This is a genomic window from Faecalibacter rhinopitheci, assembly GCF_015234135.1.
GTDB classification, from domain to species: Bacteria; Bacteroidota; Bacteroidia; order Flavobacteriales; family Weeksellaceae; genus Empedobacter; species Empedobacter rhinopitheci.
On record NZ_JADGIK010000004.1, the window covers coordinates 101,164 to 125,020 of the forward strand.

The window sequence follows — 23,857 nt, forward strand, 5'->3', positions numbered from 1 at the left end:
GTTAAATGTGGTATTTAGCAACTGATTTTGCAGTTTTATCTGCAAAAAGTTCACGTTCATATTTTAATTGTCCCACAATTGCAATCATTGCAGCATTGTCAGTCGTGTATTCAAATTTTGGAATAAATGCTTTCCAACCAAATTTTTCTTCACCTTCTTTTAATCGAGCTCTAATTTCTGAATTTGCTGATACGCCACCTGCTATAGCAATTTGTTTAATACCCGTTTGGTCAGAAGCTTGTTTTAATTTGTCCATCAAAATATTTACAATTGTGTGCTGAATTGAGGCACATAAATCATCAATATTTTCTTCAATGAAATTGGGGTTTAGTTTAGTTTCTTTTTGAATAAAATAAAGAATAGCAGTTTTTAATCCTGAAAAGCTAAAGTTTAAACCATCCACTCTTGGTTTGGTAAATTTAAAACGTGTTGGATTTCCAATTTTAGACTTTTTATCGATAATCGGTCCTGCAGGATAAGGTAAATTAAGAATTTTACCAGCTTTATCAAATGCTTCACCAGCTGCATCGTCAATTGTTTCACCTAAAATTTCCATATCAAAGTAATCGTTAATCTTTACGATTTGTGTATGTCCACCACTAACTGTTAGACAAATAAACGGGAATGTAGGTTTATCAGCATTAGCATCTTCAATAAAATTGGCTAAAATATGACCTTGCATATGGTTTACCTCAATTAAAGGAATGTCTAAACTTTGTGATAAAGATTTTGCAAAACTTCCACCTACTAATAAAGATCCCATTAATCCTGGACCTCTAGTATAAGCTATAGCTTTAAGTTCTGCTTTATTAATATTAGCCTGTTTTAAGGCCTGATCCACGACAGGAACTATATTTTGTTGATGTGCTCTGGATGCTAATTCGGGTACTACGCCACCATACAATTCGTGGATTTTTTGACTAGCTACTACATTAGATAAAATTTTGTTATCCAATATAACTGAAGCACCTGTGTCATCGCACGAAGACTCTATGGCTAATATGTAGTTTTTAACGCTCATAAATCCTTGTAGAATAAAATTTAAAACTTATTTTTACAGTGCAAATATCGTAAATTAAAACCATTGAAAATAGTCAGAAGAATAGGAAGAATAATTTTAGTATGTATTATATTCATACTGACGCTTTTATTAGGGGCTTCTATAGCGATTCAGATTCCTTCTGTGCAGTCTAAAATTGCAAAATTTGCAATGGAAAAGCTGAACAAATCTTTAAATACTCGCATGTATGTTGATTCAGTTGATATAGATTTCTTCGGAAAAATCTATTTAAATGATGTTTCAATCAAAGATGATCATGATTTAGATTTTATCACAAGTAAGCAATTACAAACAACATTAAGTATTTGGTCTATAGTTTCTAACCCTGATTACATCAATTTAAAAGAGGTGAAATTGGTGAATCCTGATGTAAAAGTTATTACTTACAAAGGAGATTCGATTAGTAATTTTATTCGTTTTGTAAACGGATTTAGTTCAGATAAACCAAAAGATCCTACAAGAACATTTAAGTTAGATGGAGACTTTTTTATGAAAAATGGTAAAGTTTCTATACTGAATGAAAATTCAGGTAATTTATGGTTAAAGGCACAAAATGTACAATTGCATGTAGAAGATTTTAAATTAGTAGATAGTGACATCAATGCTAAATTAGAAAATTTCTGTTTTACAGCGGATAGAAAAGGGGAGAAGTATACCGTAAAAAATATGACAGGATTGTTTCATTATTCGAAAAAAGAAATTCGAATAGACAATCTAAATATGCGTACAGATGATTCTACGTTGAATGGTCATTTTTTGCTGAGCTATGATAAGCCTTCTGACATGTCCGACTTTAATAATAAAGTTTTTTGGGATGTATTTTTTGACCGAGGTTCTGTAGTTAATTTTAAAGATATACGTTATTTTACGGATCAATTTAATAAAAATTCTTCCGGAAATGTATATGGAAAAGTTACAGGAACATTAAATAATTTGACTTTTCATGATTTTGAAATAAATGGTGGCGGAAATTATATTGGCGCTTCAAAATTGACCTTAAAAGATATGATGAATGGCGCGCTTAAGATTTACACCAAAAATGGAAAAGTAAGCTCTTCTTATAAAAATATCACTTCATTTCTCCCAACTTTTGTTTCACAGAAAATCCCTGATTTTATAACTCGTTTTGGGAATATGAACTACCGAGGGGATTTTACATTGGATCCTAACGAAATAGTATTAAATGGATATGCTATTACAGCGCTCGGAGATGCAGATTTGCGTGCTACGCTACGCAATTATCGTAATCCAAAAACAATGTTATATACCGGAACTGTAGATGCTAAAAACTTAAATCTACAACAACTTACAGAAGTGAAAGAATTAGGCTTTGTAAGTGGTAAATTCAAGTTTAATGGTGTAGGAACAGATATTTCTAAAATGAAATTAGATTTAGATGGAAGTTTGCGCTACATCGATTTAATGGGAAAAAGATACAATAATATCACTGTTGATGGCGAAATTAAAGATTATGCTTTCAACGGATTATTTGATATTAAAGATCCAAATCTTAATGGACAATTAAATGGGCATATAAATTTTAGTGGGAAACCTTACGATTTTAATTTTACTTCAAACATTCGTCAAATTAATTTAGATTTTTTAGGAATTACTAAAAATATGAATGCAATTATCCGTGGAGATGTTATGGGTAATTTTTCGTTAACTAATTTAGATGATCTGCGTGGAAATATTGATTTAAAAAATGTATACTATCGTTCTAAACGTGATACAATTACATTTAATCATGTAATGTTAAATTCTGTTGTAGACGGTAAGCATAAACGTATGGAACTAAATGTGCCAGAGTATATGCAAGCTACTTTAGACGGACAATTTAAAGTTACAGAAGTTGTAAATGTATTAAATAATGCATTAGTACCATTAGTACCGTCTTTCAAAAATAAAACAGTAAGTCCTGGACAGAAATTTGATTTTGATATTTTCGTTGAACAAAACTTGCTAAGTTATTTTGATCCATCAATAAAGATAGAACCAGAAACAAGAATTGTTGGATATATAGATTCTGATACAAATGCTTTAGATGTAAAGCTAGATACTCCTGGTTTATCGTATGCTGGTGTAGAATTGTTCCGCTCAAATGTTAGCTTAAATACTCTACAAGAAGCAAATAATCTTAATGCAAAGATTGATAGTTTGCGTGTAAGTGGAATTACAGTTAAAGATATCGATATTCAATCAATTCCAAAGAATGATACACTTTTAGTAGAAACGAATTTTAAAATTGGAAATAAAAGTCCTGTAAAATTTGATTTAAATTTATACCATACTCTTTCTCAGAAAAAAGAATATTATATATTCGGATTTTCTCCATCAACTATTCTAATAGATTCAACGCAGTGGCAAATTAACCCGCGTAATGATAAACAATCTAATAGAATGATTCTTAATCCTGTTAAGAAATCTTTTATGGTACAAGATTTAGTACTTGAGTCTGAAGATCAACATCTTGATTTGTCAGGTGTTTTTTATGAAAGAGAGAATTTTAATTTTGATGCAAATTTCAATAATCTATTTCTTGACAAGATTATTCCACAAGTATTGCTAGGTAAACTTAAATTAGAAGGTGTGGCTAATGGTCAGATAAACGTAATACGTACCAAAGAAAAGTTAGAACCAACCTTACAAACAAAAATTGATGGACTTACATTAAATGAATTTTTATTAGGTGATCTTAATCTAAATGGAGGATATAATATTAGTGATAATATTTTCAATTTTGATTTAAGTTTAATGAAAGAAAACATAGAGTCTGTAAAAGCTAATGGAGATATAATTAACAAAAAGACAGGTCCAGAAATAGACATATATGCTAATCTTGATGATTTTCAAATGGATTTCCTTGAAGGTTTTTTAAGTACTGTTTTTACAAATATTAGAGGTACAATGTCCGGCGATGTACATATTGATGGACCTCTAACTCTTCCTAATATTAATGGTGATTTAATCGCTAAAAATCTTGGAATGAAGGTTAAATTCCTTGGTGTGGACTATGAGTTTGAAGGTGAAAACAATTTATTTGTTTCTAAACAAGGAAATGGACAAGGGATCATTATGTTAGATGAAGTTAATTTTAAAGATACCACATACAAGACATCAGGGGTAGTGAATGGAGCCTTACTTTTCCGAAATGTGAGCGAATGGGGATTAAATTTACAATTTGATGCTGATAATTTATTGGTCATGAATACCTCTATTAAGGATAATGAACTTTTTTACGGAAAAATATTTGCAAAAGGAGATGTATTAATGATGGGGCCTGTAGAACAACTAGGTATCTATGGAAATGCTACAGTTGTAGGAAACTCAGAGTTAACAATAAATACAGGAAGTACAACGATTGAAAATGAAAGTAATTTAGTTCGATTTGTGCCTAATCAGTTTAAAACTATTAAAGATGATAAATCTGCAAATCGTCCAAAGGGAATGAATATAGACCTTAATATTAATGCTTATCCAAATGCGCAAGTAAATTTAATTTTTGATGCTGCAACAAATGATAAAGCATCAGCTAGAGGTACTGCTGAGAATCTTCGATTTGTAATGAATAATTCGGGTCTAAGCCTTACAGGTGTTTATAATATAGAAAATGGAACATACGAGTTTCGTCAAATTCCATTAATACCGAAAAACTTTACAATTAAGAAAGGATCTGCAGTTCAATTTTCAGGAGATCCAATGAATGCAACTTTAGATATTAGTGCAATTTTTGAACGTACAGTTTCTAATGTTGGGGATTATTTAGGAATTGGTTTCTCTCAAGTGTATGATACGGAGCTTTCTATTGATATTTCAGAAACCTTAGCAAAACCTAAAATAGATTTTGGATTAACTCTGCCAACAGCTGGATCTGATATTAATTCTCAATTACAATCTAAATTTAGATCAAACCAAGAAGAACAAATGCTGCAATTCTCATATATTCTTTTAACAGGAAAATTTGGTGAGGCACTAGATATATCTTCAGGAGTTACAAGTACTGCTGCAGATATAGGACTTTCGACTATTGCTGGTATTCTTTCATCAATTATTAATGGAGTTGATGTCAATTTGGAGTACATAGGAGGTAGTCAACAATCAGGAACTAATGATAAAGTAAGATACTCTTTAAGTTATCAAATTAACGAAAGATTACGTATTCGTGGTGCATATGGAATGGCTGTTAAAAATCAATATATAGAGAATTTTGATGGAAATTTAGACTTAACATATGACATTTCTAAAACTAATAATGGTTCATTAGTTTTAAATGCGTTTACAAAACCTACCACATTTACAATTCAACAATTTACAGGTGGTAATACTATGATGAATCAGAGTTATGGTGCCGGAATCAATTACAACACATCTTTTGAAAATTTCCGAGAATTTATTGGAGCACGTAAAAAGAAAAAAGAACAAAAAGCGAAGGTAAAAGCGCAGGCCAGCGAAGTTGAACTTGAAAAATTAGATTCAACAATAATTGAGAAGAAATCAATTTATATAGACACTATAAATACAACGTCTGTTTCTAAAAATGAAGCAGTTGAGGTGAAAAAACAACCAGTAAGACGACCAAGTAGAGGATTAGTACGTATCAAATAAAAAAGAGTTTATTGTTGGTTAGACAATAAACTCGCGCAAACAAACAAAAGTGATTAGTCCTTAATATTTTAGAACTTCAATTCAACAAAATTAAAAATATTAAATAAATCATTAAAAATAATTTTGATGTTTGTGAGTATTATTTATAAATTTGCTAAAAATTAAACGCATTTATTGTTAAAATAATAATAATAGGCAAAAAGATAGAAAATGAATTACATAATTGATGAAGTTGATAAAAAGATATTAATGTATTTAATTGATAATACAAGAATGCCTTTTACTGAGATTGCGAAGAAAATGAATGTATCAGCAGGTACTATTCACGTACGTGTTAAGAAATTAGAAGAAGCAGGTATAATTAAAGGAACAACTTTAATTACTGATTATGATAAAATGGGATATCAATTCGTTGCATATGTAGGTTTACTTTTAACAAAAACTAGTAAAACTCAAAAAGTTATTGACGAATTATATAAAATACCAAACGTTACAGTTGTGCATGTGGTTTCTGGGAAATATAATATTTTTTGTAAAATACGTGCTAGAGATACAAGCGATGCAAAAGAAGTGATCTATAAAATTGATCAAATTGATGATGTTTTAAGAACTGAATCGATGATTTCTTTAGAAGAATCGTTTAATGACAAGAATAGATTGATGCACTCAATCTTTCAATGAACTTAATTAATTCGTATCAATCCTATCCCACAAAATGACAACAGAAGATAAAGAAAAGTTTTTTCAAGTTGCTCTTTGTTCAAGTCTCGTATTATTCGGGTTTGATGGAGAAGACCTTAAAGTTTTAGTGTATAAAAAAGCAAGTGACCCTTTCAAAGATGCTTTAGTTTTGCCAGGAAAATATATTGCTCCAACTGTAAGTAATGACCAAGCAATACATGAGCTTTTAACAGAGAAAATTGCTTACAATGAATACGAAACTTATATTGAGCAATTAAAAGCTTTTACCAAAGTTTTTCGTAATCCAATGGGCCGTGTTGTAAATGTTGCATACTATGCCTTGGTGAAATTAACACCAGAAATTGAGGAAAAAGTAAAATTGCAAGGTGGATTTTGGTATCCATACGACCGTGTTCCAGACTTAGCCTTTGATCATAATGAAATTATTCAATATGCAAAGGAACGCATGAAACGTAGAGTAAAACGACGCCCTGTTGGTTTTAATTTGTTACCTGAAGAATTTACAATCGCTCAGTTACAAAGTCTATATGAAAAAGCTTTAAATAGAGAATTAGATAAGAGAAACTTTCGTAAGAAAATATTCAATTCTAATTTGATTATAGAAACAGGAAATACAACAGATCCTAAACTATATCGTAAAGTATCTAAATTATATCGTTTTGATGAGGAGAAATATGAAAAGTTAAGTTTAAAAGGTTACGATTTCCTTTTTTAAAATTTTTTGCATGAATGATCATAATAATGAAAGAGATGATATTTTTGATAAAAATATCCTTTTAAATACAACTCGAGAAAGTAGAGAAGCGGAACATAAAGGTGAAGATAAATCATTTTGGTTTAAACTTTTGTTCTGGATGATGATTTTTGTTGTAGCAAGTTTATTATACAGAGGTTATGTATTATATACAACAAACGATTATTTATTTAGATCATTTCTTAATGAAGATGCTCCAGTGATGCCACAATGGTATCCTATTGCTACAATCGCAGTATCCATAATTACACTTATAGGATTATTTTTAACCTATTATTATAGAAAAATAGGGCCTTATATTGTAGTTGGAAGTTTATTTATAGCAGCTTCTTTTCAGCCCGAATTTATGGCTGATGGAACATTATATACCTTATTTGCACTCTTTGTATTTATTGGGTATGGACTAGCAATCATTTATCCGTATTGGCATAAATTCAAATAATATCTATATTATAATAAAATAAAAAGCATTTCCATATAGAAATGCTTTTTTTATTTGAAGGAAATAAATTTTTAGTATTTTATATGAATAGTTAAATAACCAACCCTAAAAACTAATATGTAAAAAATCCTTCTATCTTTGTTAGTGGAAAAAATATTAAATACGAAGTTTATGGAGTGTATATCAATATTCGATATGCTTAAAATTGGTGTGGGACCATCTAGCTCTCATACATTAGGTCCATGGCGTGCCGCGGAATTGTTTATTGCTGAATTAAAAGACAATAATTTATTAAATAAAATTCATCAAGTTAAAATAGATCTTTACGGTTCTTTATCCTTAACGGGTAAAGGACATGCAACTGATTTTGCTGTAATGCTGGGACTTTCTGGCGCTGACCCAGAATATATTCCAGTGGATGCAATTTCTAGTATTATAGAAGATATTAAATTATCAAATAAGATTAAAATTGGGAACGAAACTGAAATAATTTTTAATCCCGATGCAGATATTATTTTTAATAAAAATTTTTTACCATTTCATGCAAATGGACTTACATTTTCGGCATATTACGAAGATAAAATCTATATTTCTACATTTTATTCTGTAGGTGGTGGATTTGTGACAAAAGAAGATGACCAAAATTTAACTTCTAATATAAAGTGTGAATTTCCATTTTATTTTAATACATCTACGGAATTATTAGCTTATTGTCATCAAGAAAATAAGTCAATCTCAGAAATTATGTATGAAAATGAAAAATCTATACGAACACCTGAGCAGATTGATCATGAATTAATGCGTATCTGGGAAACAATGCTTGAATGTATGTATATAGGTTGCCATACCGAGGGTATTTTGCCGGGAGGTCTTAATGTAAAAAGAAGAGCTTTTGCAATGCACGAAACCTTAAAAGGTGAACTACCTTATTCTAATCCGCAAGAATGGTTACAAACCATACGTAAGACGAAAGTCTATTTCAGACAAATCTTAAAATGGGTTAGTTGTTTTGCCTTAGCAGTTAATGAAGTAAATGCATCTTTAGGTCGTGTAGTAACTGCCCCAACAAATGGAAGTTCAGGTGTTATTCCAGCAGTTTTAATGTATTACTTGGTCATTGAAAATCATAAAGCTGGACCTACTGAAATTAAACAATTCTTAACAACGGCTGGTGTCATCGGTTCTATTTTTAAGAAAGGTGCAACTATTTCTGCTGCAATGGGAGGATGCCAGGCTGAAATTGGTGTTTCTTCTGCAATGGCAGCTGCTGCATTATGCGAATTAATGGGTGGAACTCCTGCGCAAGTTACAATAGCTGCAGAAATAGCAATGGAGCATCATTTGGGATTAACATGTGATCCAATTGGTGGTTTAGTTCAAATTCCTTGTATAGAAAGAAATACAATGGGAGCTATAAAAGCTATAAATGCTGCAGAACTAGCATTGGATACTGATCCTATTAATGTGAAAGTTCCATTAGATAAAGTGGTAAACACGATGTGGGAAACCGCTAAAGATATGAATAACAAATATAAAGAAACTTCAGAAGGTGGTTTAGCAGTTGCGGTTAATATAGCAGATTGTTAAAAAGTGTTAACACTTTCTAGTAATTAAATAATAAAAGGCTGTAAAATTAAGGAATTCGTGAAATAGTTTGCTATATCAAATAAATTCCTTAACTTTGCACAGCTTTACAATAAGGTAAAGTACGGATGTAAAAGAATTCATTTAGGGATTTTTCGGCTGCTCAGCCATTTAATTTTATTCTTTCATATCTGTTGGTTATAATATAATATAAAAAAAAACCGGGGTATGAAAAATTAAATGAATTTCATGCACGGTCAATTATCTAACATGATTACATTCAAAGAATTAGGTCTTCAAGAGAACATTTTAACTGCAATTGAGGCGATGGGATTCGTTACTCCATCTCCAATTCAAGAAAAAGCAATTCCACAAATTTTAACTTCTGAAACAGACGTTATAGCATTAGCACAAACAGGTACAGGTAAAACTGCTGCGTTTGGATTACCAATCTTAAACAATTTAGATTTATCATCGCAAGCTGTTCAGGCTATCATATTATGTCCAACTCGTGAGTTGTGTTTGCAAATTTCAAAAGAGTTAGAATCTTTCGCGGCTCACATGAAAGGAGTTTCTATCCAAGCAGTTTATGGGGGTGCAGACATTTCTAAGCAAATCAAAGGTTTAAGAGATAATCCACAAATCGTAGTAGGTACACCAGGGCGTACAATGGATTTGATTAAACGTAAAGCATTAAAAATTAATGATATCACATGGACAGTTTTAGACGAAGCTGATGAGATGTTGAACATGGGATTCCGTGACGAAATCGATTCAATTTTAGAAACTACTCCAGATACTAAACAAACATTATTATTCTCAGCTACGATGCCTAATGAAGTTCGTCGTATTGCTTCAGAATATATGTTTGAACCAGTAGAAATCGCTGTAAGTAAAGTAAATACAGCTTCTAAAAATATTGAACACCAAGTATTTTTAGTTCGTGCTTCTGATCGTTACTTAGCATTAAAACGTTTAGCAGATTACTATCCAAATATTTATGGTATCGTTTTCTGTAGAACTCGTCGCGAAGCGAAAGAAGTTGCTGATAAGTTAATGCAAGATGGTTATAATGCAGATGCATTACACGGAGATTTATCTCAATCTCAACGTGACCATGTGATGGACAAATTCCGTAGCCAAAATATCCAGATTTTAGTTGCAACTGATGTTGCTGCTCGTGGTATTGACGTTAACGAATTAACTCACGTAATTAACTATAACTTACCTGATGATCCAGAAGTTTATGTACACCGTTCAGGACGTACAGGACGTGCAGGAAATAAAGGGATATCTATTATCATTTCTAACAACCGTGAAGGTCGTAAGATTAAAGAATTAGAAAGATTAATTGCTTCTAAAATCGAACAAAAAAATGTTCCTTCTGGACAAGAAATTTGTGAGAAACGTTTATTCAATTTAATGGAGAAAATCCAAAATATTGAAGTTAACGAAGAGCAAATTCAACCATATATGGCTACTGTTAACGAAAAACTAGCTGATTTAGATCGTGATGATTTATTAAAGCGTTTTGTAACGGTAGAATTTAACTCATTCTTAGAATACTATAAAGATTCTAAAGATATTAACTCTGACTCAAATGATAGAGGTGAGCGTTCTAATGACCGCCGTCGTGGTGGTAAAGATTTCTCTCGTTTCTTTATTAATATTGGTCAAAAACAAAGTTTACGTGTTCCTAATTTAATTGGTTTAATTAACGAACAAACGCGTAACCGTAACATCGAAATCGGAAAAATTGAAATCTTAAGAAATTTCTCTTTCTTCGAAGTTGATACACAATTTGAATCTTTAATTTTAGAATCATTCAAAGACGCACAACGTGATGGTGTTGATTTAGATGTTCAAATATCTAAACCTGAACCAGGTCGTGATGGTGGATCTCGTGGAGGAGAACGTCGTAGCGGTGGATCTCGTGATGGAGGTGGATTCCGTGGATCTCGTGATGGAGGTTCTCGCGGTGGATCTCGTGACGGAGGTGGATTCCGTGGATCTCGTGATGGAGGTTCTCGCGATGGTGGATCTCGTGGTGGAGAACGTCGTAGTGGAGGTTCTCGCGACGGTGGATCTCGTGACGGAGGATTCCGTGGTTCTCGTGATGGTGGTTCTCGTGACGGAGGATTCCGTGGATCTCGTGATGGAGGTTCTCGTGGAGGAGAACGTCGTAGCGGTGGATCTCGTGATGGAGGTTCTCGTGGAGGTGAACAAAAATAATTTATTATTAAATTTATATAAAAAGATGGCTTTAGAAATAAAGTCGTCTTTTTTTTTGGAATATTGTTAGGTAATTAATAAAATTTTCTATATTTATTATTCAAAACCACATTATAAAATGTTACAAAATCAACTATTTTCATCTCTTCGAACTACAATCCAAAATGAAGAGTATGATCAATTAAAAAATATTTTAATCACAAAACCTATCAAGTTTAATTGGGTTAGGGATGTGTTTGAAGCTTATAATGTTTCTATTCTTGGAGATAAATTAGGCTTAATTTGGAAATATAATTTACAAGAAGAGAAATACACATTTAAAGATTTATCAGAAAAGAGTAATCAATTTTTAAATTTTCTTCGTAATAAAGGAATTCATCAACATGATAAAATGATTTCTCAGATTCCTTTATTACCATCGAGTTGGATAAGTTATTTAGCATGTATCAAAGGTGGAATTGTAATAATTCCTGCTGCAGTTACATTAGAAGAAAGAGATTTAACATTTCGTTTTGAATCTGCCTTTCCCCAAGTTGCATTAGCTGATCCTAAAAATGCAGATAAAATTGATGCTGCTGAAGCAAAATTTAATCAAAAAATTAAAGTTAAAATTATCACAGAAGGTACACGCGAAGGGTGGTATAGTTTGGAGGAAATAGATAATGAAGATAAAAGCGCAGAAGCTGCAAATTCTGAAGCAGATGATAATCTTTTTTATTTTTTTACTTCTGGTACTACTGGAATGCCAAAAGTTGTAGTTCATACTCATTATACTTATCCTTTAGGCTCATTTACAACTTCAGCATGGTTAGGACTAAAATCTGAATATACACATTATAATATTTCACAACCTGGTTGGGGAAAATTCTTTTGGAGTTCTTTTTTTGCTCCTTGGAATATGGGTGCTACAATCTTAGGATTACACTCAGATCGGTTTGTAGCTAAAGATCAGCTACAAGCATTAGAAGATTATAAAGTTGATTCATTTTGTGCTCCTCCAACAGCATTAAGATCTTTAATTCTAGAAGATTTATCGAATTATAATTTTAATTTGAAACAATGTGTTGCCGCTGGTGAACCATTAAATCCTGAAATTATTGAGGTTTGGAAACAAGCTACAGCAGTAACTATTAGAGATGGATACGGACAAACCGAGACTACAGCATCAGTTGTAAATATGCCACATCATAAGGTCAAATTTGGTTCTATGGGAAAACCAACTTTTTTATATAACGTGGTTATTGCAGACGATGATGGGAATATTGTTCCAACAAGTGAAGAAGGGAATATCTGTATAAAATTTGATGATAGCGTTATAAACGGTGTTTTTAAGACCTATTTGATTCAGTTAGATAAAATGAAAAAAGTCTTTAAACATGGTTTATATTATACTGGAGACAAAGCATATCAGGATGAGGAGGGTTATGTATGGTTTGTTGGTCGTGATGATGATGTTATAAAAGCTTCTGACTTTAGAGTTGGGCCATTTGAGGTAGAAAGTGTATTATTAGAGCATGATGCTATTGTTGAAGCAGCTGTTGTTGCAAGTCCACATGCTACGAGAAGTAATGCTGTTAAAGCATTTGTGATTTTAAATCAAGAAATTCAACCTTCTAAAGAACTTGCAGATGAATTATTTAATTTTTGCGAGAATAATTTAGCAAGGTATAAGATTCCTCGAATTATTCAATTCGTAGACTCACTTCCCAAAACTATTTCTGGTAAAATTCGTAGAGTAGAACTACGTGCAAACGAAGCGATGGATAAACAACAAAAGAAAGTGCTTAAAGAAGAATACTATCATCCAAAATATTAGAAAATAATTTATAAATATTTTCTTACTTAATTAGTAAAAAAAATCAGATTAGGAGCTCCTAATCTGATTTTTTCGAATAAAAAAGATTACTCAGTAAGTTTTTTCTGGTTTTCTTTACTCATTATTAAATGAGAATTTTCAGGATATTTTTTTCTCAAGCGCTGTTTTGCCTTTTTAACTGCTTCTACAGTAACCCCAAGTATTTGAGAGATTTGAGTATTACTCAATCCCATTTTATGTAAGAAAATAAGCCTTAAATTAGAGTCGGTTAAATTGGGATAGGTAGTTATAATATAGTTGTAATATTCCGTTTGTTCATTTCGAAATGTTTCTTTAAATGCGATCCAATTTTCTTCTGTCATCAAATGTGATTCTAATAATCTTTGTAATTCTCCATTTTTGTCCTCTAAATATGAGATTTTTGAATTTTGGATATGTTCTATTTCTTTTTTAAGATTATCAATGAGAATATTTTTTTCTACTAAATACGTTTTGTATGCATTGAGAGAAGATGTTTTTTCTCCTAACTTTTCTTCAGATTGTAATTTTTGTGATTGTAGTTTTCGAACAATATTATTATAGAATATTTTTTTGTCTTTAAGTCTTTTTATAAAGTATAGATAAACAAATAATAAGCTTATTATTAATAAAATTAAAATAATAATTAATGCTTTGGTTATAATCTTTTCTTTTTCAATTTTGGCATTTTCTACCTCTAGTTTATAAGTAATATTTTGTTTTTGTATTTCCCAATTTACCTTATTTATAACATCAGCGCCATCCGTATGAGACAATTCATTTTTTAATAAACTTAACTTTCTACGATAATTTAATTCATCAGCATCGTTATTTTGAAGAATTGCAATTTTTAATAGAATTTCATTTATTTGGTATAAAAAACCTTTCAGATGTTCTTTATCATCAGCATAATTTTTAGCCTGTACAATTAGTTCTTTAGCTTTATGAATGCTATCATTCTCAAGGTAAATTTCTCCTAATAATATTGTCGCATAAATTGTATTTCGATTCTCGTTTATAGCCTTTGAAATTTCGATATCTTCTTCGAGTAATTTAATAGCTGTTTTGTAGCTTTTTTCATTTTTATGAATTAAAGCTAAATCGCCTAAAGCTTTTGCATATCTTATCCTGTTATTTTTTTTAGAATATAAAATTGTTTTTATAATGTATTTTTTTGCCTCTTCATAATTTTTATGTTTTATGTAATACTGTGCAATACCACTTAGTAAATTTGAATACTCAGGATAATTTGTTGAAGTATGTTTTAAGGCAGTTTTAAGATAATTTAAACTTTTTTCATCCTCTTCAACTGTTATAAAAAAATAAGCATTTTTTTTCAATATATCCGCAAATCTAAACTGCGAAGAGATAGACTTTGCATCTAATATCTTAGAGGAAGTCATGAAATAAGGCAATGCATTAACTACATCACTATAGCTGTAATAATAAAATCCTAAATATGTATTAGAAAAAAGTATAAGATCTTGATGATTGGTTGAATATGAAATACGAATTGCTTCCTTAAATAATTGCTCACTTTTAGAATTTTTACCATCAACTTTTTTACTGTGCAAATTTGCAAGTAAGGATAAATAGATTACTTGTAAATGACTTTTAGTAATCTGATCTTTTCCAATTTCTAAAGCTTTAAACTTTCTTCGTAATAATATTGAATCCTCAATATATTCATTTTCATTATAAATCTTGTTTAAGTATACAATATCTGTTTCAGAATGTTGATTTCTGAAGGAAAATAGTATAGCAAAAACAAACATTATAATAAAAGAAATGCTTATATTTTTTATCATAATATATATGATTTAATCATATAAATGATTTTTAATGAGATTTTTAAACTTTAAAAATTCTGAAAATATAGCTACTATATTTCAGTTTTAATATTGAAGTAAATATACTTAAATTATTGATTTATAGGTAAAATGATGTTGTCCTCTCCATTGTCCACCCTTTAAATTATTTATATTTAACGGATAATAATAGATTTGTTTAAACAATTATGTAGTACTTAATAAGTGAATATAATTAACTAACTAAACCTATCAAATCAAAGAGTTACCTAAACTAACTTAAACTTATTCCTAACTTTCAAAAACCTTTAGCTAGCTGCTAAAGGTTTTTTTATTTCCCTTATTTATTTTCTTCGTAATTTAGTATTTCAAAATGAAGAATGAATAAATGGATTATCTTAAAAATATAAAATATTCAGTGCTTGATTTAGCAGTTGTTAGAAAAGGCGATTCCCTGACTGAAACATTTCAAAATACAGTTGATAATGCATCTTTTGTAGAAGAATTAGGGTATACAAGATATTGGTTATCTGAGCATCACAATATGGAAAATGTAGCAAGTTCAGCTACTTCCGTATTAATAGGACATGTAGCTGGAAAAACAAAAAAAATAAGAGTAGGGTCAGGTGGTGTAATGTTGCCAAACCATACCGCTTTAAATATTGCTGAACAATTCGGGACTTTAGATGCTTTATATCCAAACAGGATAGATTTAGGGCTTGGTAGAGCGCCAGGAACAGATCAATTAACAGCTTCTATACTAAGAAGAGGAGATAATTTTGCGAATTATAATTTTCAATTAGATATTAAAGAACTTCAACGCTATATTAGTGTAGATAATCGAGAAAATAAAGTCCGCGCTATTCCTGGTGAGGGAGCTCAAATAGATATCTATATTTTAGGGTCGAGTATTGAAAGTGCATATTTAGCTGCTAAAATGGGACTTCCTTATGCTTTCGCAGGTCATTTTGCACCACAACAATTTTATAGTGCAATAGAAATTTATAAGGAAAATTTTATTCCTTCAAAATATCTAGAAAAACCATATACTATGGCTTGTATCAATGTAATTGCTAGTACTACGGACGATGAAGCTCATTATCTTTCTTTATCGATGTATCAAAGTTTTTTAAATATTATTACTGATCAACGTTCTCCACTTGTTGCACCAGAAGAAACAAATTTACAAGTTGCTTCAGATCAACAAAAAATGGTTTTAAAAAATATGACGGGATTGTCTTTTATAGGATCTAAATCAACATTATGTCAAACTCTTTCAAAATTTATTGATGAAAGCGGTGTGAATGAGATAATTGTAAGTTCAAATATTTTTGATCAAAAAGCTAAAAGAAAATCTTATCAAATAATTAGCGAATTATTTAAATAATGCCTAAAAAAAAGTTTTCTAAAATAGATTATTATCTAATGTTGCTCGAAGAATATCGTGATCAGCTAACTTTAGTAATCTTGCTAAATCTAACCTCATTAATCTTAGTAAGTAAATTAAGGGATTACTTTAGAAGTTCGTATTTAGAAAGTCGTTTTATAGATTATTTTGATTTTTTATCTTCTCAGAATAGTCTAATTGATTTTTGTGAGGCTTTGTTTTATTGTTACATAGGAGGTTTAATCATTCATTTAGGAGCATCAAAAATTAAAAAAGAATGGCTAATCAATCTTAATACAGTTTTTTTGTTTATATCTACATCTTATTTTTGGTCAATTCCGAAATTTGAAAGTATTTTAAATGTCTTGTTTACAAAAAATTATATATTCTATTTTGTGGTAATATTTCAATTTTCATTTATTATTTTAGCGATTTATAGGTTTTTCTTTTTAATCAAAAAAAGCTTAAAACCGACAAAAATCAATCTTTCTTAATTATATTTGCCGAAACTTAATTTTTACTTAATTTAAACTATGTATTCATTAGATAAATTTCATCAATTAATTGCTCAAGGAATTCAAGAGAATCCATTGATTAGAACGCCAAAGGAACTTTACGAGCCAATGGATTATATCCTAACTATAGGAGGTAAGCGTATCCGACCAGTAATTGTATTGTTAGGTGCAGATTTATTTGATGGTGATTTACAAAAAGCTTTAAAACCTTCTTTAGCAGTAGAATTTTTCCATAATTTTTCATTAATGCATGATGATATAATGGATGATGCACCTCTACGACGAGGAAAGACAACAGTTCATGAAAAATATGGAGTTAATACTGCAATCTTATCAGGAGATGCATTATTAATTAAATCTTATGAAATGTTTGAAGATTTAGAACCAGAATTGTTTAAAAAGGTTACTAAATTATTTACAAAGACTGCAAAAGAATTATGTGAAGGTCAGCAATGGGATATAAATTTTGAAACACAGACTAATGTTACGTATGAAGATTATATTAAAATGATCTCTTTTAAAACTGGTGTTTTAGTCGGTGCTTCATTACAAATCGGTGCTATTATAGCTGGAGCAAGTGAAGAAGATGCTGAATTAATATATGAATATGGTTTAAACTTAGGAATTGCATATCAATTAAAAGATGATTACTTAGATGTCTTTGGAAATTTAGAACATTTAGGGAAGAAACATGCGGGAGATATCTACGAAAATAAGAAAACTATTCTTTATATATCAGCTTTAGAAGCTGCTGATGAAAGAGATCGTGACGAATTATTATTTTGGTATAATATGAACACCGATAATGTTGATAAAGTATACGCAGTAGAAAAAATCTTTAGAAAACTAAATGTAAATAAGAAATTATCTACTTTAATCCGAGAATATACAAATAAAGCGCATCAATTTTTAGATAAAATTAATGTGTCAGATGAAAAGAAAGTATATCTTAGAGAGTTGAGTGAAGTTTTAATTGACCGCCAAGGATAAAATACAATGCATTTTCGAACAACTTTCGACATTCCTGAATCTCTTTTTAAGATCAATCATCAGCAGAAAATATTAACATTAGGTTCTTGTTTTTCTGATGAAATAGGTAGTCGATTAGTAAATTTTAAATTTGATGGATTAATTAATCCTTTTGGGATAATTTTCAACGCTCATTCCATTCAAAATTTAATAGAAAGAAGCATTCATAAAAGATATTATACAGCTGATGATGTACATCAAAATGGAGATCAATTTTTCTGTTTCGATGTACATTCATCATTTAATGCAAATTCTATACAGGATGTTTTAAATCCTCTAAATCAAACATTACAACACGTAAACGAATATTTACATCAGTGCGATGTAGTAATTATTACTCTAGGAACTTCGTGGGTGTACGAGTGGAAAGAAAATAAACATATTGTTGCAAATTGCCATAAGGTTAATGCAAAACAGTTTGAGAAAGTTTTACTTTCCCCAGAAGATAATTTTAAATCAATGGATTTAATTATTTTTGATTTAATCAAGATTAATCCAAATATTAAGATTATTACGACAGTAAGCCCTGTACGTCATATAAAAGATGGTTTTATAGAGAATAATGTTAGTAAAGCAAGACTAATTGATGCATTATTTCAGTTAAATCATAAGTATGATCAAGTAGAATATTTTCCTTCTTATGAATTAGTAATGGATGATCTAAGAGATTATCGTTTTTTCAAAGAAGATATGATTCATCCGTCAAGTCAGGCTGTAGATTATATTTGGAAGCGATTTTCAGAAACTTATTTCGCAACTAGTACTCAGGTTGTAATTCAAAAAATCAATAAAATAATTTCGGCGATCAATCATAGACCTTTTAATGAAGAGTCGGAAAGTCATCAAAAATTTTTACGAAAATTATTAGCTGATATAACAACCATTGAAAGAGAAAATAAAATAAATTTTTTCGTTGAAAAAGAAAAAATACAATTAAAAATCAAATCATGTTAATTGATACACATACACATCTATATTCTGAGCAATTTGAAGGAGAAATTAATGAAATTGTAGCTCGAGCAAAAGAAAATGGAGTGAATAGATTTTATTTACCAGCTATTGATCAATCTTATACAGAACGTATGCTTAGTTTGGAAGCACAATTTCCTAACGAAATGTTTGCGATGATGGGTTTACATCCATGTTCTGTACATCCAGATACTTTAGAATTTGAATTAGCTCATGTTAAAGAGTGGATTGATAAAAGAGATTTTAAAGCGATTGGAGAAATCGGAATCGATTTATATTGGGAAAAAGCTTATTTAAATGAGCAACAATATGCCTTTAAAACGCAGATTGAATGGGCTAAGGAAAAGAATTTACCAATCGTAATTCATTGTCGTGATGCTTTTGATGAAGTTTTTGAAGTTTTAGAAGAAGTCAAAGATGATCAATTATTTGGTATTTTTCATTGCTTTTCTGGTTCAAAAGAACAAGCTCAACGCGCAATTGATTTTAATTTAAAATTAGGGATTGGAGGTGTTTTAACCTTTAAAAATGGAAAAATAGATCAATTTTTAGAAGATTTTGATATAAAACATGTGGTTTTAGAAACGGATTCGCCTTACTTGGCACCTGCGCCTTTTAGAGGTAAAAGAAACGAATCAAGTTATTTAAAATATGTTGTAGAAAAATTAGTTGATGTTTATCGATTAGAACCTACACAAATTGCGGAAATAACAACAAAAAATGCATTAGAAATATTCGAACGTTAGTAGAATATTAAGAGATAAATTATATTTGCAAAAGAAAACCTTTGAAACAATGAAATACAAAAGAGTACTACTTAAATTAAGTGGAGAGGCACTAATGGGAGATTTACAGTACGGAATCGACCCAAATATGTTAAAACAATATGCTGAACAAATCAAAGAAGTAGTTGATTTAGGATGTGAAGTGGCAATCGTAATTGGAGGTGGTAATATTTTCAGAGGTGTTCAAGGTGTAGCATCTGGTATGGACCGTGTACAAGGAGATTACATGGGAATGTTAGCAACAGTTATTAACAGTATGGCCTTACAAGGAGCTTTAGAAGAAGCTGGTTTAATCACACGTTTGCAAACAGCAATTCGTATGGAACAAATTGCAGAACCATTCATTAAAAGAAAAGCAACTCGTCATTTAGAAAAAGGTCGTGTAGTTATATTTGGTGCTGGTACAGGAAATCCGTACTTTACTACAGATACTGCAGCTGTATTACGTGCAATAGAAGTAAATGCTGATGTAATCTTAAAAGGAACACGTGTAGATGGAATCTATACTGCAGATCCTGAAAAAGATCCTGAAGCACAAAAATTTGATACAATATCTTATCAAGAGGTATATGATAAAAACTTAAAAGTAATGGATATGACTGCTTTTACTTTGAGTGAAGAAAATAATTTACCTATTATTGTATTTGATATGAATACTAAAGGTAATTTAAAAGCATTAATAGAAGAAGGGAACGTAGGGACCCTGGTAACAAATAATTAAATCCAAAATGGAAGAATTAGATTTAATCTTAGAGACAACTAAAGAGCAAATGCAAGGAACTGTGGAACATTTAAATGTTGCATTTGACAAATTAAGAGCTGGTAAAGCTACTCCAGCTATGTTAAGTTCTGTTCGTGTTGATTATTATGGAAGCTTAACACCGTTAAGCCAAGTTGCTAATGTAACAACTCCTGATGCGATGACTTTAAGCATCCAACCATGGGAGAAAAACTTAATTTACGAAATTGAGAAAGCTATTATCAATTCTAACTTAGGTTTTGCACCTTCTAACAATGGAGATTCTATCATTATTAGTATTCCTCCGGTGACTGAAGAACGTCGTAAAGAATTAGTTAAAATGGCAAAAGCGGATATGGAAATTGCTAAGATTTCTTTACGTAATGCTCGTCAAGACGCTAATAAATCTTTAAAAGCATTAAAAGATGTTGCTGAAGACTTAGTAAAAGATTACGAAACTCGTGTTCAAGGTTTAACGGATAAATTCGGTAAAAAATTAGAAGAAGAGTTATCTAAGAAAGAAGCAGAAATTATGAAAGTTTAATCTTTCTAATATTTCTTAAATAAAATTTAAAGCAGCGTTAAAATCGCTGCTTTTTTTGTTAATTTGCGTTTCAATTTTACATCATGCGAAAACTCTACAGTTTTTTATTAATATTCCTATCTTTTTACTTATCAGCACAATATAAAGTACGCGTATATGACTCCCGAGATGAGTTTAGAATTACTAATGCAAAACTTTCTGATGAAAAATATAATATTATTGGCTATACCAATGAAGTAGGTGAAATTGATATAAATGATTCAATCTTAATTTTTAATATTGAAAGTGATGGGTTTTCACCACAATTAATAAAAAAATCTAATCAGAAATTGGTCGAAGTATTTTTAGAACCAACAACAATTAGTTTATCCGCTGTAGAATTTTTTTCAAACGATTCTATCGCTCGTAATTATGTGAGAAAAGTTATTAAACAACAATCAAAAAATTCATTAAAAAAGTCGGATTCATATTTTTTTCAAACATATACTAAATTTTGGAGCACAATTGAAGAAGACTCTTTGAAACTTATTTTAAATCCAAAAGATAAAAAAGACTCATCAATTAATAATTGGAGAAAATTTTTAAATGAAAGTCATATTTTTTTAAGTGAACGTGCGATGGATCATAAATATTCTAAACGTTTTGGTACTAAAAATATTATCAAATCTTCTCGTATATCTGGTCTAAAAACACCAATCTATGAGTTAGATGCTATGCAGCCTATACTAGTGAATTTAGATCAATCTAAATTTGATTTCTTTTTTAGAGGAATAGAAAACCCTATATCTAATGAAGGACTATCATATTACCGTTATAAAATTATTGAAGAGTTTAATTATAATGATAGAGCAACTACAATTATTGGTTTTACACCTATCCAAAAATTAAATAAACGTCAATTAAGAGGTGAGTTTTGGATCGATGAAAAATCTAAAGCTTTAGTGAAAATTATAGCTGAAAATACCGACGATCAATTCTACGCAGATTTTGATGCAGAATGGAAGTTGATTGGTAATTCATGGTTTCCTCATTACCAAATGTATCGCATGGAAAGTGGTTACCTTAATATGGATGGAATCAAATTTGAACAAGATGAGGTAAAAGATGACGATTCAAAAAGATTATGGATCTTTCATCAAATTCAATTTAAGAATATCCAAACTCCTGTGCATTACAAAAAAAATGAATTCTTAGGATATAACACAGAGGCATCTTTTGAAAATAATACGCAAGAAAAGGCTGAATTGGTTTTATCTCAATACCGAGAAGAGTTATCCCAAAAAGATACCAAAACTTATCTAGCGATGGATAGTATAAGTCAAAAATACAATTTAGAAGATAAATTGAAATTGATGAGAATTATCCAAAAAGGTGGAAAATTGGATATCGGTAAAGTTGATTTAGATTTAACAAAACTGATTAGTTTTAATAACTATGAAGGTTTAAGAATTGGAGCTGCTTTTAATACAAATGAAAAATGGAGTAGTAATTATTCTCTGAATGCTTATACAGCTTATGGTTTCCAAGATAGAGCTGTGAAATTTGGTTTTGGAGGAGATTATTTTGTAAATAAATCTTATTCTGGTAGAATTTTCGGTAATTATGCGCAAGATGTTTCAGCTTCTGGTCATTTACCTCAACTTTTGCAAAGTAATATCACAAAATTTATAAACGGTTCTATTAAGAACTTGTATAATGATCAATTTTATTCATTTAAAAGAGTTTCTGCAGGATACGAGCAAGATATATTCAGAAATGTAACTTTTAACGTTTCTGGAAATTATGAAAAACAACATAACGAATTTCAATATCTTTACGAAAATAAAGATAGTTGGTTTGATTTGTATCATACACAATTTGCTTTGCGATGGGCGCCAAAAGATCAATATTTGCGTACACCTTATGGTAAGGTTACAGTAAAACAAGGAAAATCGGTCTTTTATGTTTTGGCCAATAAATACTGGAAAATAGATAATTCCCCGTTTGATGCATTTAGATTCAATGTCTCATACTTAGATGTGTATGAAACAAAATTAGGTAAAACTAGTTTTAATGCTTCTGCTGGTGCTGTGTTTGGAGAAATGACATTAATGAATCTTTTTGAAGGGATGGGAAATGCAAAATCAAAACCAGTATTCAAAAATTTTGGAGTGGCAACTTCTAATAATTTTGAGACGATGTTACCTGGTGAATTTTATGCCGATAGATATGCCTCGTTTCAAATAAAACATATTTTTGCAGGTGTTAAAGTTGGGAATCGTGTTATATTACCACAGTTTATTTACCGTGGATTATTAGGAAATATGAACCATAAGCAAAATCATGAATTGTTTCAGTTCAAAACCCCAACTCATTATTATCATGAAACTGGTTTAGAAGTAAACAACATATTATTAAAGAATTTTGGTGTCGGAATATATTATCGCTTAGGAGCATATACATTACCAAGATTTGAAGATAATTTACACATTAAATTAACGTTTAATTTAAATTTATTGTAGTGAAAATTTAATAAATGAGAAATCAATTTCTGATTAGAATATTGCTAACATTTACGATTAGTTTTTTAATGTTTTTAATATTTGATGCACTAGATGGGTTATTAGCTTTTATTGTTTTTTTAATCTTACTAGAAATAATTCACTTAGTAATGTTACTGTATAAGAAGAAATTTATATTAACATTATTAATGACCTTTTGCTATATATTATTGACATTATTTTATTATATAGCTATAGATAGTAGCTTTCGAATAAATATGTAACTTTTATATATTATATTTAAAATCCATTATAAAGTATAAAATCCGTTTAAAAAAGTTTAATTTTTAAACGGATTTATTATTTTTTTCAACTTTTAAACAAAAAT

At 30.1% G+C, this 23,857-nt stretch carries 16 protein-coding genes; 14 read left to right on the plus strand and 2 right to left on the minus strand.

Annotated elements, in window-relative coordinates:
- Position 1: 1 nt before the first annotated feature.
- Complete coding sequence (gene tsaD, locus IM532_RS07015; RefSeq protein WP_194182742.1) at positions 2–1,021, minus strand: tRNA (adenosine(37)-N6)-threonylcarbamoyltransferase complex transferase subunit TsaD; 1,020 nt, start codon at positions 1,019–1,021, stop codon at positions 2–4.
- Positions 1,022–1,084: 63 nt separating this feature from the next.
- Here tsaD and IM532_RS07020 point away from each other — a divergent pair, with 63 nt between their 5' ends.
- The 7 genes from IM532_RS07020 (at position 1,085) to IM532_RS07050 (ending at position 13,195) form a co-directional block, all read left to right on the plus strand.
- Positions 1,085–5,665 carry a translocation/assembly module TamB domain-containing protein gene (locus IM532_RS07020; RefSeq protein ID WP_194182743.1) on the plus strand — a complete coding sequence of 1,527 codons (4,581 nt, stop codon included), beginning with the start codon at positions 1,085–1,087 and terminating at the stop codon, positions 5,663–5,665.
- 210 nt (positions 5,666–5,875) lie between these two features.
- The gene (locus IM532_RS07025) at positions 5,876–6,346 is read left to right on the plus strand and encodes an Lrp/AsnC family transcriptional regulator (RefSeq protein WP_194182744.1); all 471 of its coding nucleotides are present in this window, start codon (positions 5,876–5,878) and stop codon (positions 6,344–6,346) included.
- 34 nt (positions 6,347–6,380) lie between these two features.
- Entirely contained in the window at positions 6,381–7,082 is a 702-nt protein-coding gene (locus IM532_RS07030) for an NUDIX hydrolase (protein WP_194182745.1), read from the plus strand.
- Between the two features lie 10 nt (positions 7,083–7,092).
- Positions 7,093–7,563, plus strand: a complete 471-nt coding sequence (locus IM532_RS07035) for a hypothetical protein (RefSeq protein WP_194182746.1) — start codon at positions 7,093–7,095, stop codon at positions 7,561–7,563.
- Positions 7,564–7,734: 171 nt separating this feature from the next.
- Positions 7,735–9,150: an L-serine ammonia-lyase gene (locus IM532_RS07040; protein ID WP_194182747.1), complete on the plus strand. Its 1,416-nt coding sequence runs from the start codon at positions 7,735–7,737 to the stop codon at positions 9,148–9,150.
- Between the two features lie 237 nt (positions 9,151–9,387).
- Complete coding sequence (locus tag IM532_RS07045) at positions 9,388–11,379, plus strand: DEAD/DEAH box helicase (RefSeq protein WP_228063684.1); 1,992 nt, start codon at positions 9,388–9,390, stop codon at positions 11,377–11,379.
- 118 nt (positions 11,380–11,497) lie between these two features.
- The gene (locus IM532_RS07050) at positions 11,498–13,195 is read left to right on the plus strand and encodes an AMP-binding protein (protein WP_194182748.1); all 1,698 of its coding nucleotides are present in this window, start codon (positions 11,498–11,500) and stop codon (positions 13,193–13,195) included.
- An 86-nt stretch (positions 13,196–13,281) separates the two neighbouring features.
- On the opposite strand, the gene IM532_RS07055 is transcribed toward IM532_RS07050, so the two are convergent.
- A complete protein-coding gene (locus IM532_RS07055) occupies positions 13,282–14,553 on the minus strand; it encodes a tetratricopeptide repeat protein (protein ID WP_194182749.1) in 1,272 nt (423 codons plus the stop codon).
- A gap of 856 nt (positions 14,554–15,409) precedes the next feature.
- Here IM532_RS07055 and IM532_RS07060 point away from each other — a divergent pair.
- The 7 genes from IM532_RS07060 (at position 15,410) to IM532_RS07090 (ending at position 23,490) form a co-directional block, all read left to right on the plus strand.
- Positions 15,410–16,408: an LLM class flavin-dependent oxidoreductase gene (locus IM532_RS07060; protein WP_194182750.1), complete on the plus strand. Its 999-nt coding sequence runs from the start codon at positions 15,410–15,412 to the stop codon at positions 16,406–16,408.
- A gap of 533 nt (positions 16,409–16,941) precedes the next feature.
- Positions 16,942–17,913: a polyprenyl synthetase family protein gene (locus IM532_RS07065; RefSeq protein ID WP_194182751.1), complete on the plus strand. Its 972-nt coding sequence runs from the start codon at positions 16,942–16,944 to the stop codon at positions 17,911–17,913.
- 6 nt (positions 17,914–17,919) lie between these two features.
- Positions 17,920–18,906, plus strand: coding sequence for a GSCFA domain-containing protein (locus IM532_RS07070; RefSeq protein WP_194182752.1), 987 nt, complete (start codon positions 17,920–17,922; stop codon positions 18,904–18,906).
- Positions 18,900–19,667, plus strand: coding sequence for a TatD family hydrolase (locus tag IM532_RS07075; protein WP_194182753.1), 768 nt, complete (start codon positions 18,900–18,902; stop codon positions 19,665–19,667). Before IM532_RS07070 ends, IM532_RS07075 begins: the two co-directional genes overlap by 7 nt.
- Positions 19,668–19,716: 49 nt before the next feature.
- On the plus strand, positions 19,717–20,427 hold the full coding sequence (pyrH, locus tag IM532_RS07080; protein WP_194182754.1) for a UMP kinase: 711 nt from the start codon (positions 19,717–19,719) through the stop codon (positions 20,425–20,427).
- Between the two features lie 7 nt (positions 20,428–20,434).
- Positions 20,435–20,989, plus strand: coding sequence for a ribosome recycling factor (gene frr / locus IM532_RS07085; protein WP_194182755.1), 555 nt, complete (start codon positions 20,435–20,437; stop codon positions 20,987–20,989).
- An 83-nt stretch (positions 20,990–21,072) separates the two neighbouring features.
- Positions 21,073–23,490: a DUF5686 family protein gene (locus IM532_RS07090; RefSeq protein WP_194182756.1), complete on the plus strand. Its 2,418-nt coding sequence runs from the start codon at positions 21,073–21,075 to the stop codon at positions 23,488–23,490.
- The last annotated feature ends 367 nt before the right edge of the window (positions 23,491–23,857 follow it).

Excerpts from the sequence above, each read along its gene's own strand:
- IM532_RS07075 (WP_194182753.1), top strand. The coding sequence starts at position 18,900 with ATGTTAATTGATACACATACACATCTATATTCTGAGCAATTTGAAGGA.
- frr (WP_194182755.1), top strand. The coding sequence starts at position 20,435 with ATGGAAGAATTAGATTTAATCTTAGAGACAACTAAAGAGCAAATGCAA.
- IM532_RS07045 (WP_228063684.1), top strand. The coding sequence starts at position 9,388 with ATGAATTTCATGCACGGTCAATTATCTAACATGATTACATTCAAAGAA.
- IM532_RS07040 (WP_194182747.1), top strand. The coding sequence starts at position 7,735 with ATGGAGTGTATATCAATATTCGATATGCTTAAAATTGGTGTGGGACCA.
- IM532_RS07065 (WP_194182751.1), top strand. The coding sequence starts at position 16,942 with ATGTATTCATTAGATAAATTTCATCAATTAATTGCTCAAGGAATTCAA.
- IM532_RS07050 (WP_194182748.1), top strand. The coding sequence starts at position 11,498 with ATGTTACAAAATCAACTATTTTCATCTCTTCGAACTACAATCCAAAAT.
- IM532_RS07060 (WP_194182750.1), top strand. The coding sequence starts at position 15,410 with ATGGATTATCTTAAAAATATAAAATATTCAGTGCTTGATTTAGCAGTT.
- IM532_RS07025 (WP_194182744.1), top strand. The coding sequence starts at position 5,876 with ATGAATTACATAATTGATGAAGTTGATAAAAAGATATTAATGTATTTA.
- pyrH (WP_194182754.1), top strand. The coding sequence starts at position 19,717 with ATGAAATACAAAAGAGTACTACTTAAATTAAGTGGAGAGGCACTAATG.
- IM532_RS07070 (WP_194182752.1), top strand. The coding sequence starts at position 17,920 with ATGCATTTTCGAACAACTTTCGACATTCCTGAATCTCTTTTTAAGATC.
- IM532_RS07090 (WP_194182756.1), top strand. The coding sequence starts at position 21,073 with ATGCGAAAACTCTACAGTTTTTTATTAATATTCCTATCTTTTTACTTA.
- IM532_RS07035 (WP_194182746.1), top strand. The coding sequence starts at position 7,093 with ATGAATGATCATAATAATGAAAGAGATGATATTTTTGATAAAAATATC.
- tsaD (WP_194182742.1), bottom strand. The coding sequence starts at position 1,021 with ATGAGCGTTAAAAACTACATATTAGCCATAGAGTCTTCGTGCGATGAC.
- IM532_RS07030 (WP_194182745.1), top strand. The coding sequence starts at position 6,381 with ATGACAACAGAAGATAAAGAAAAGTTTTTTCAAGTTGCTCTTTGTTCA.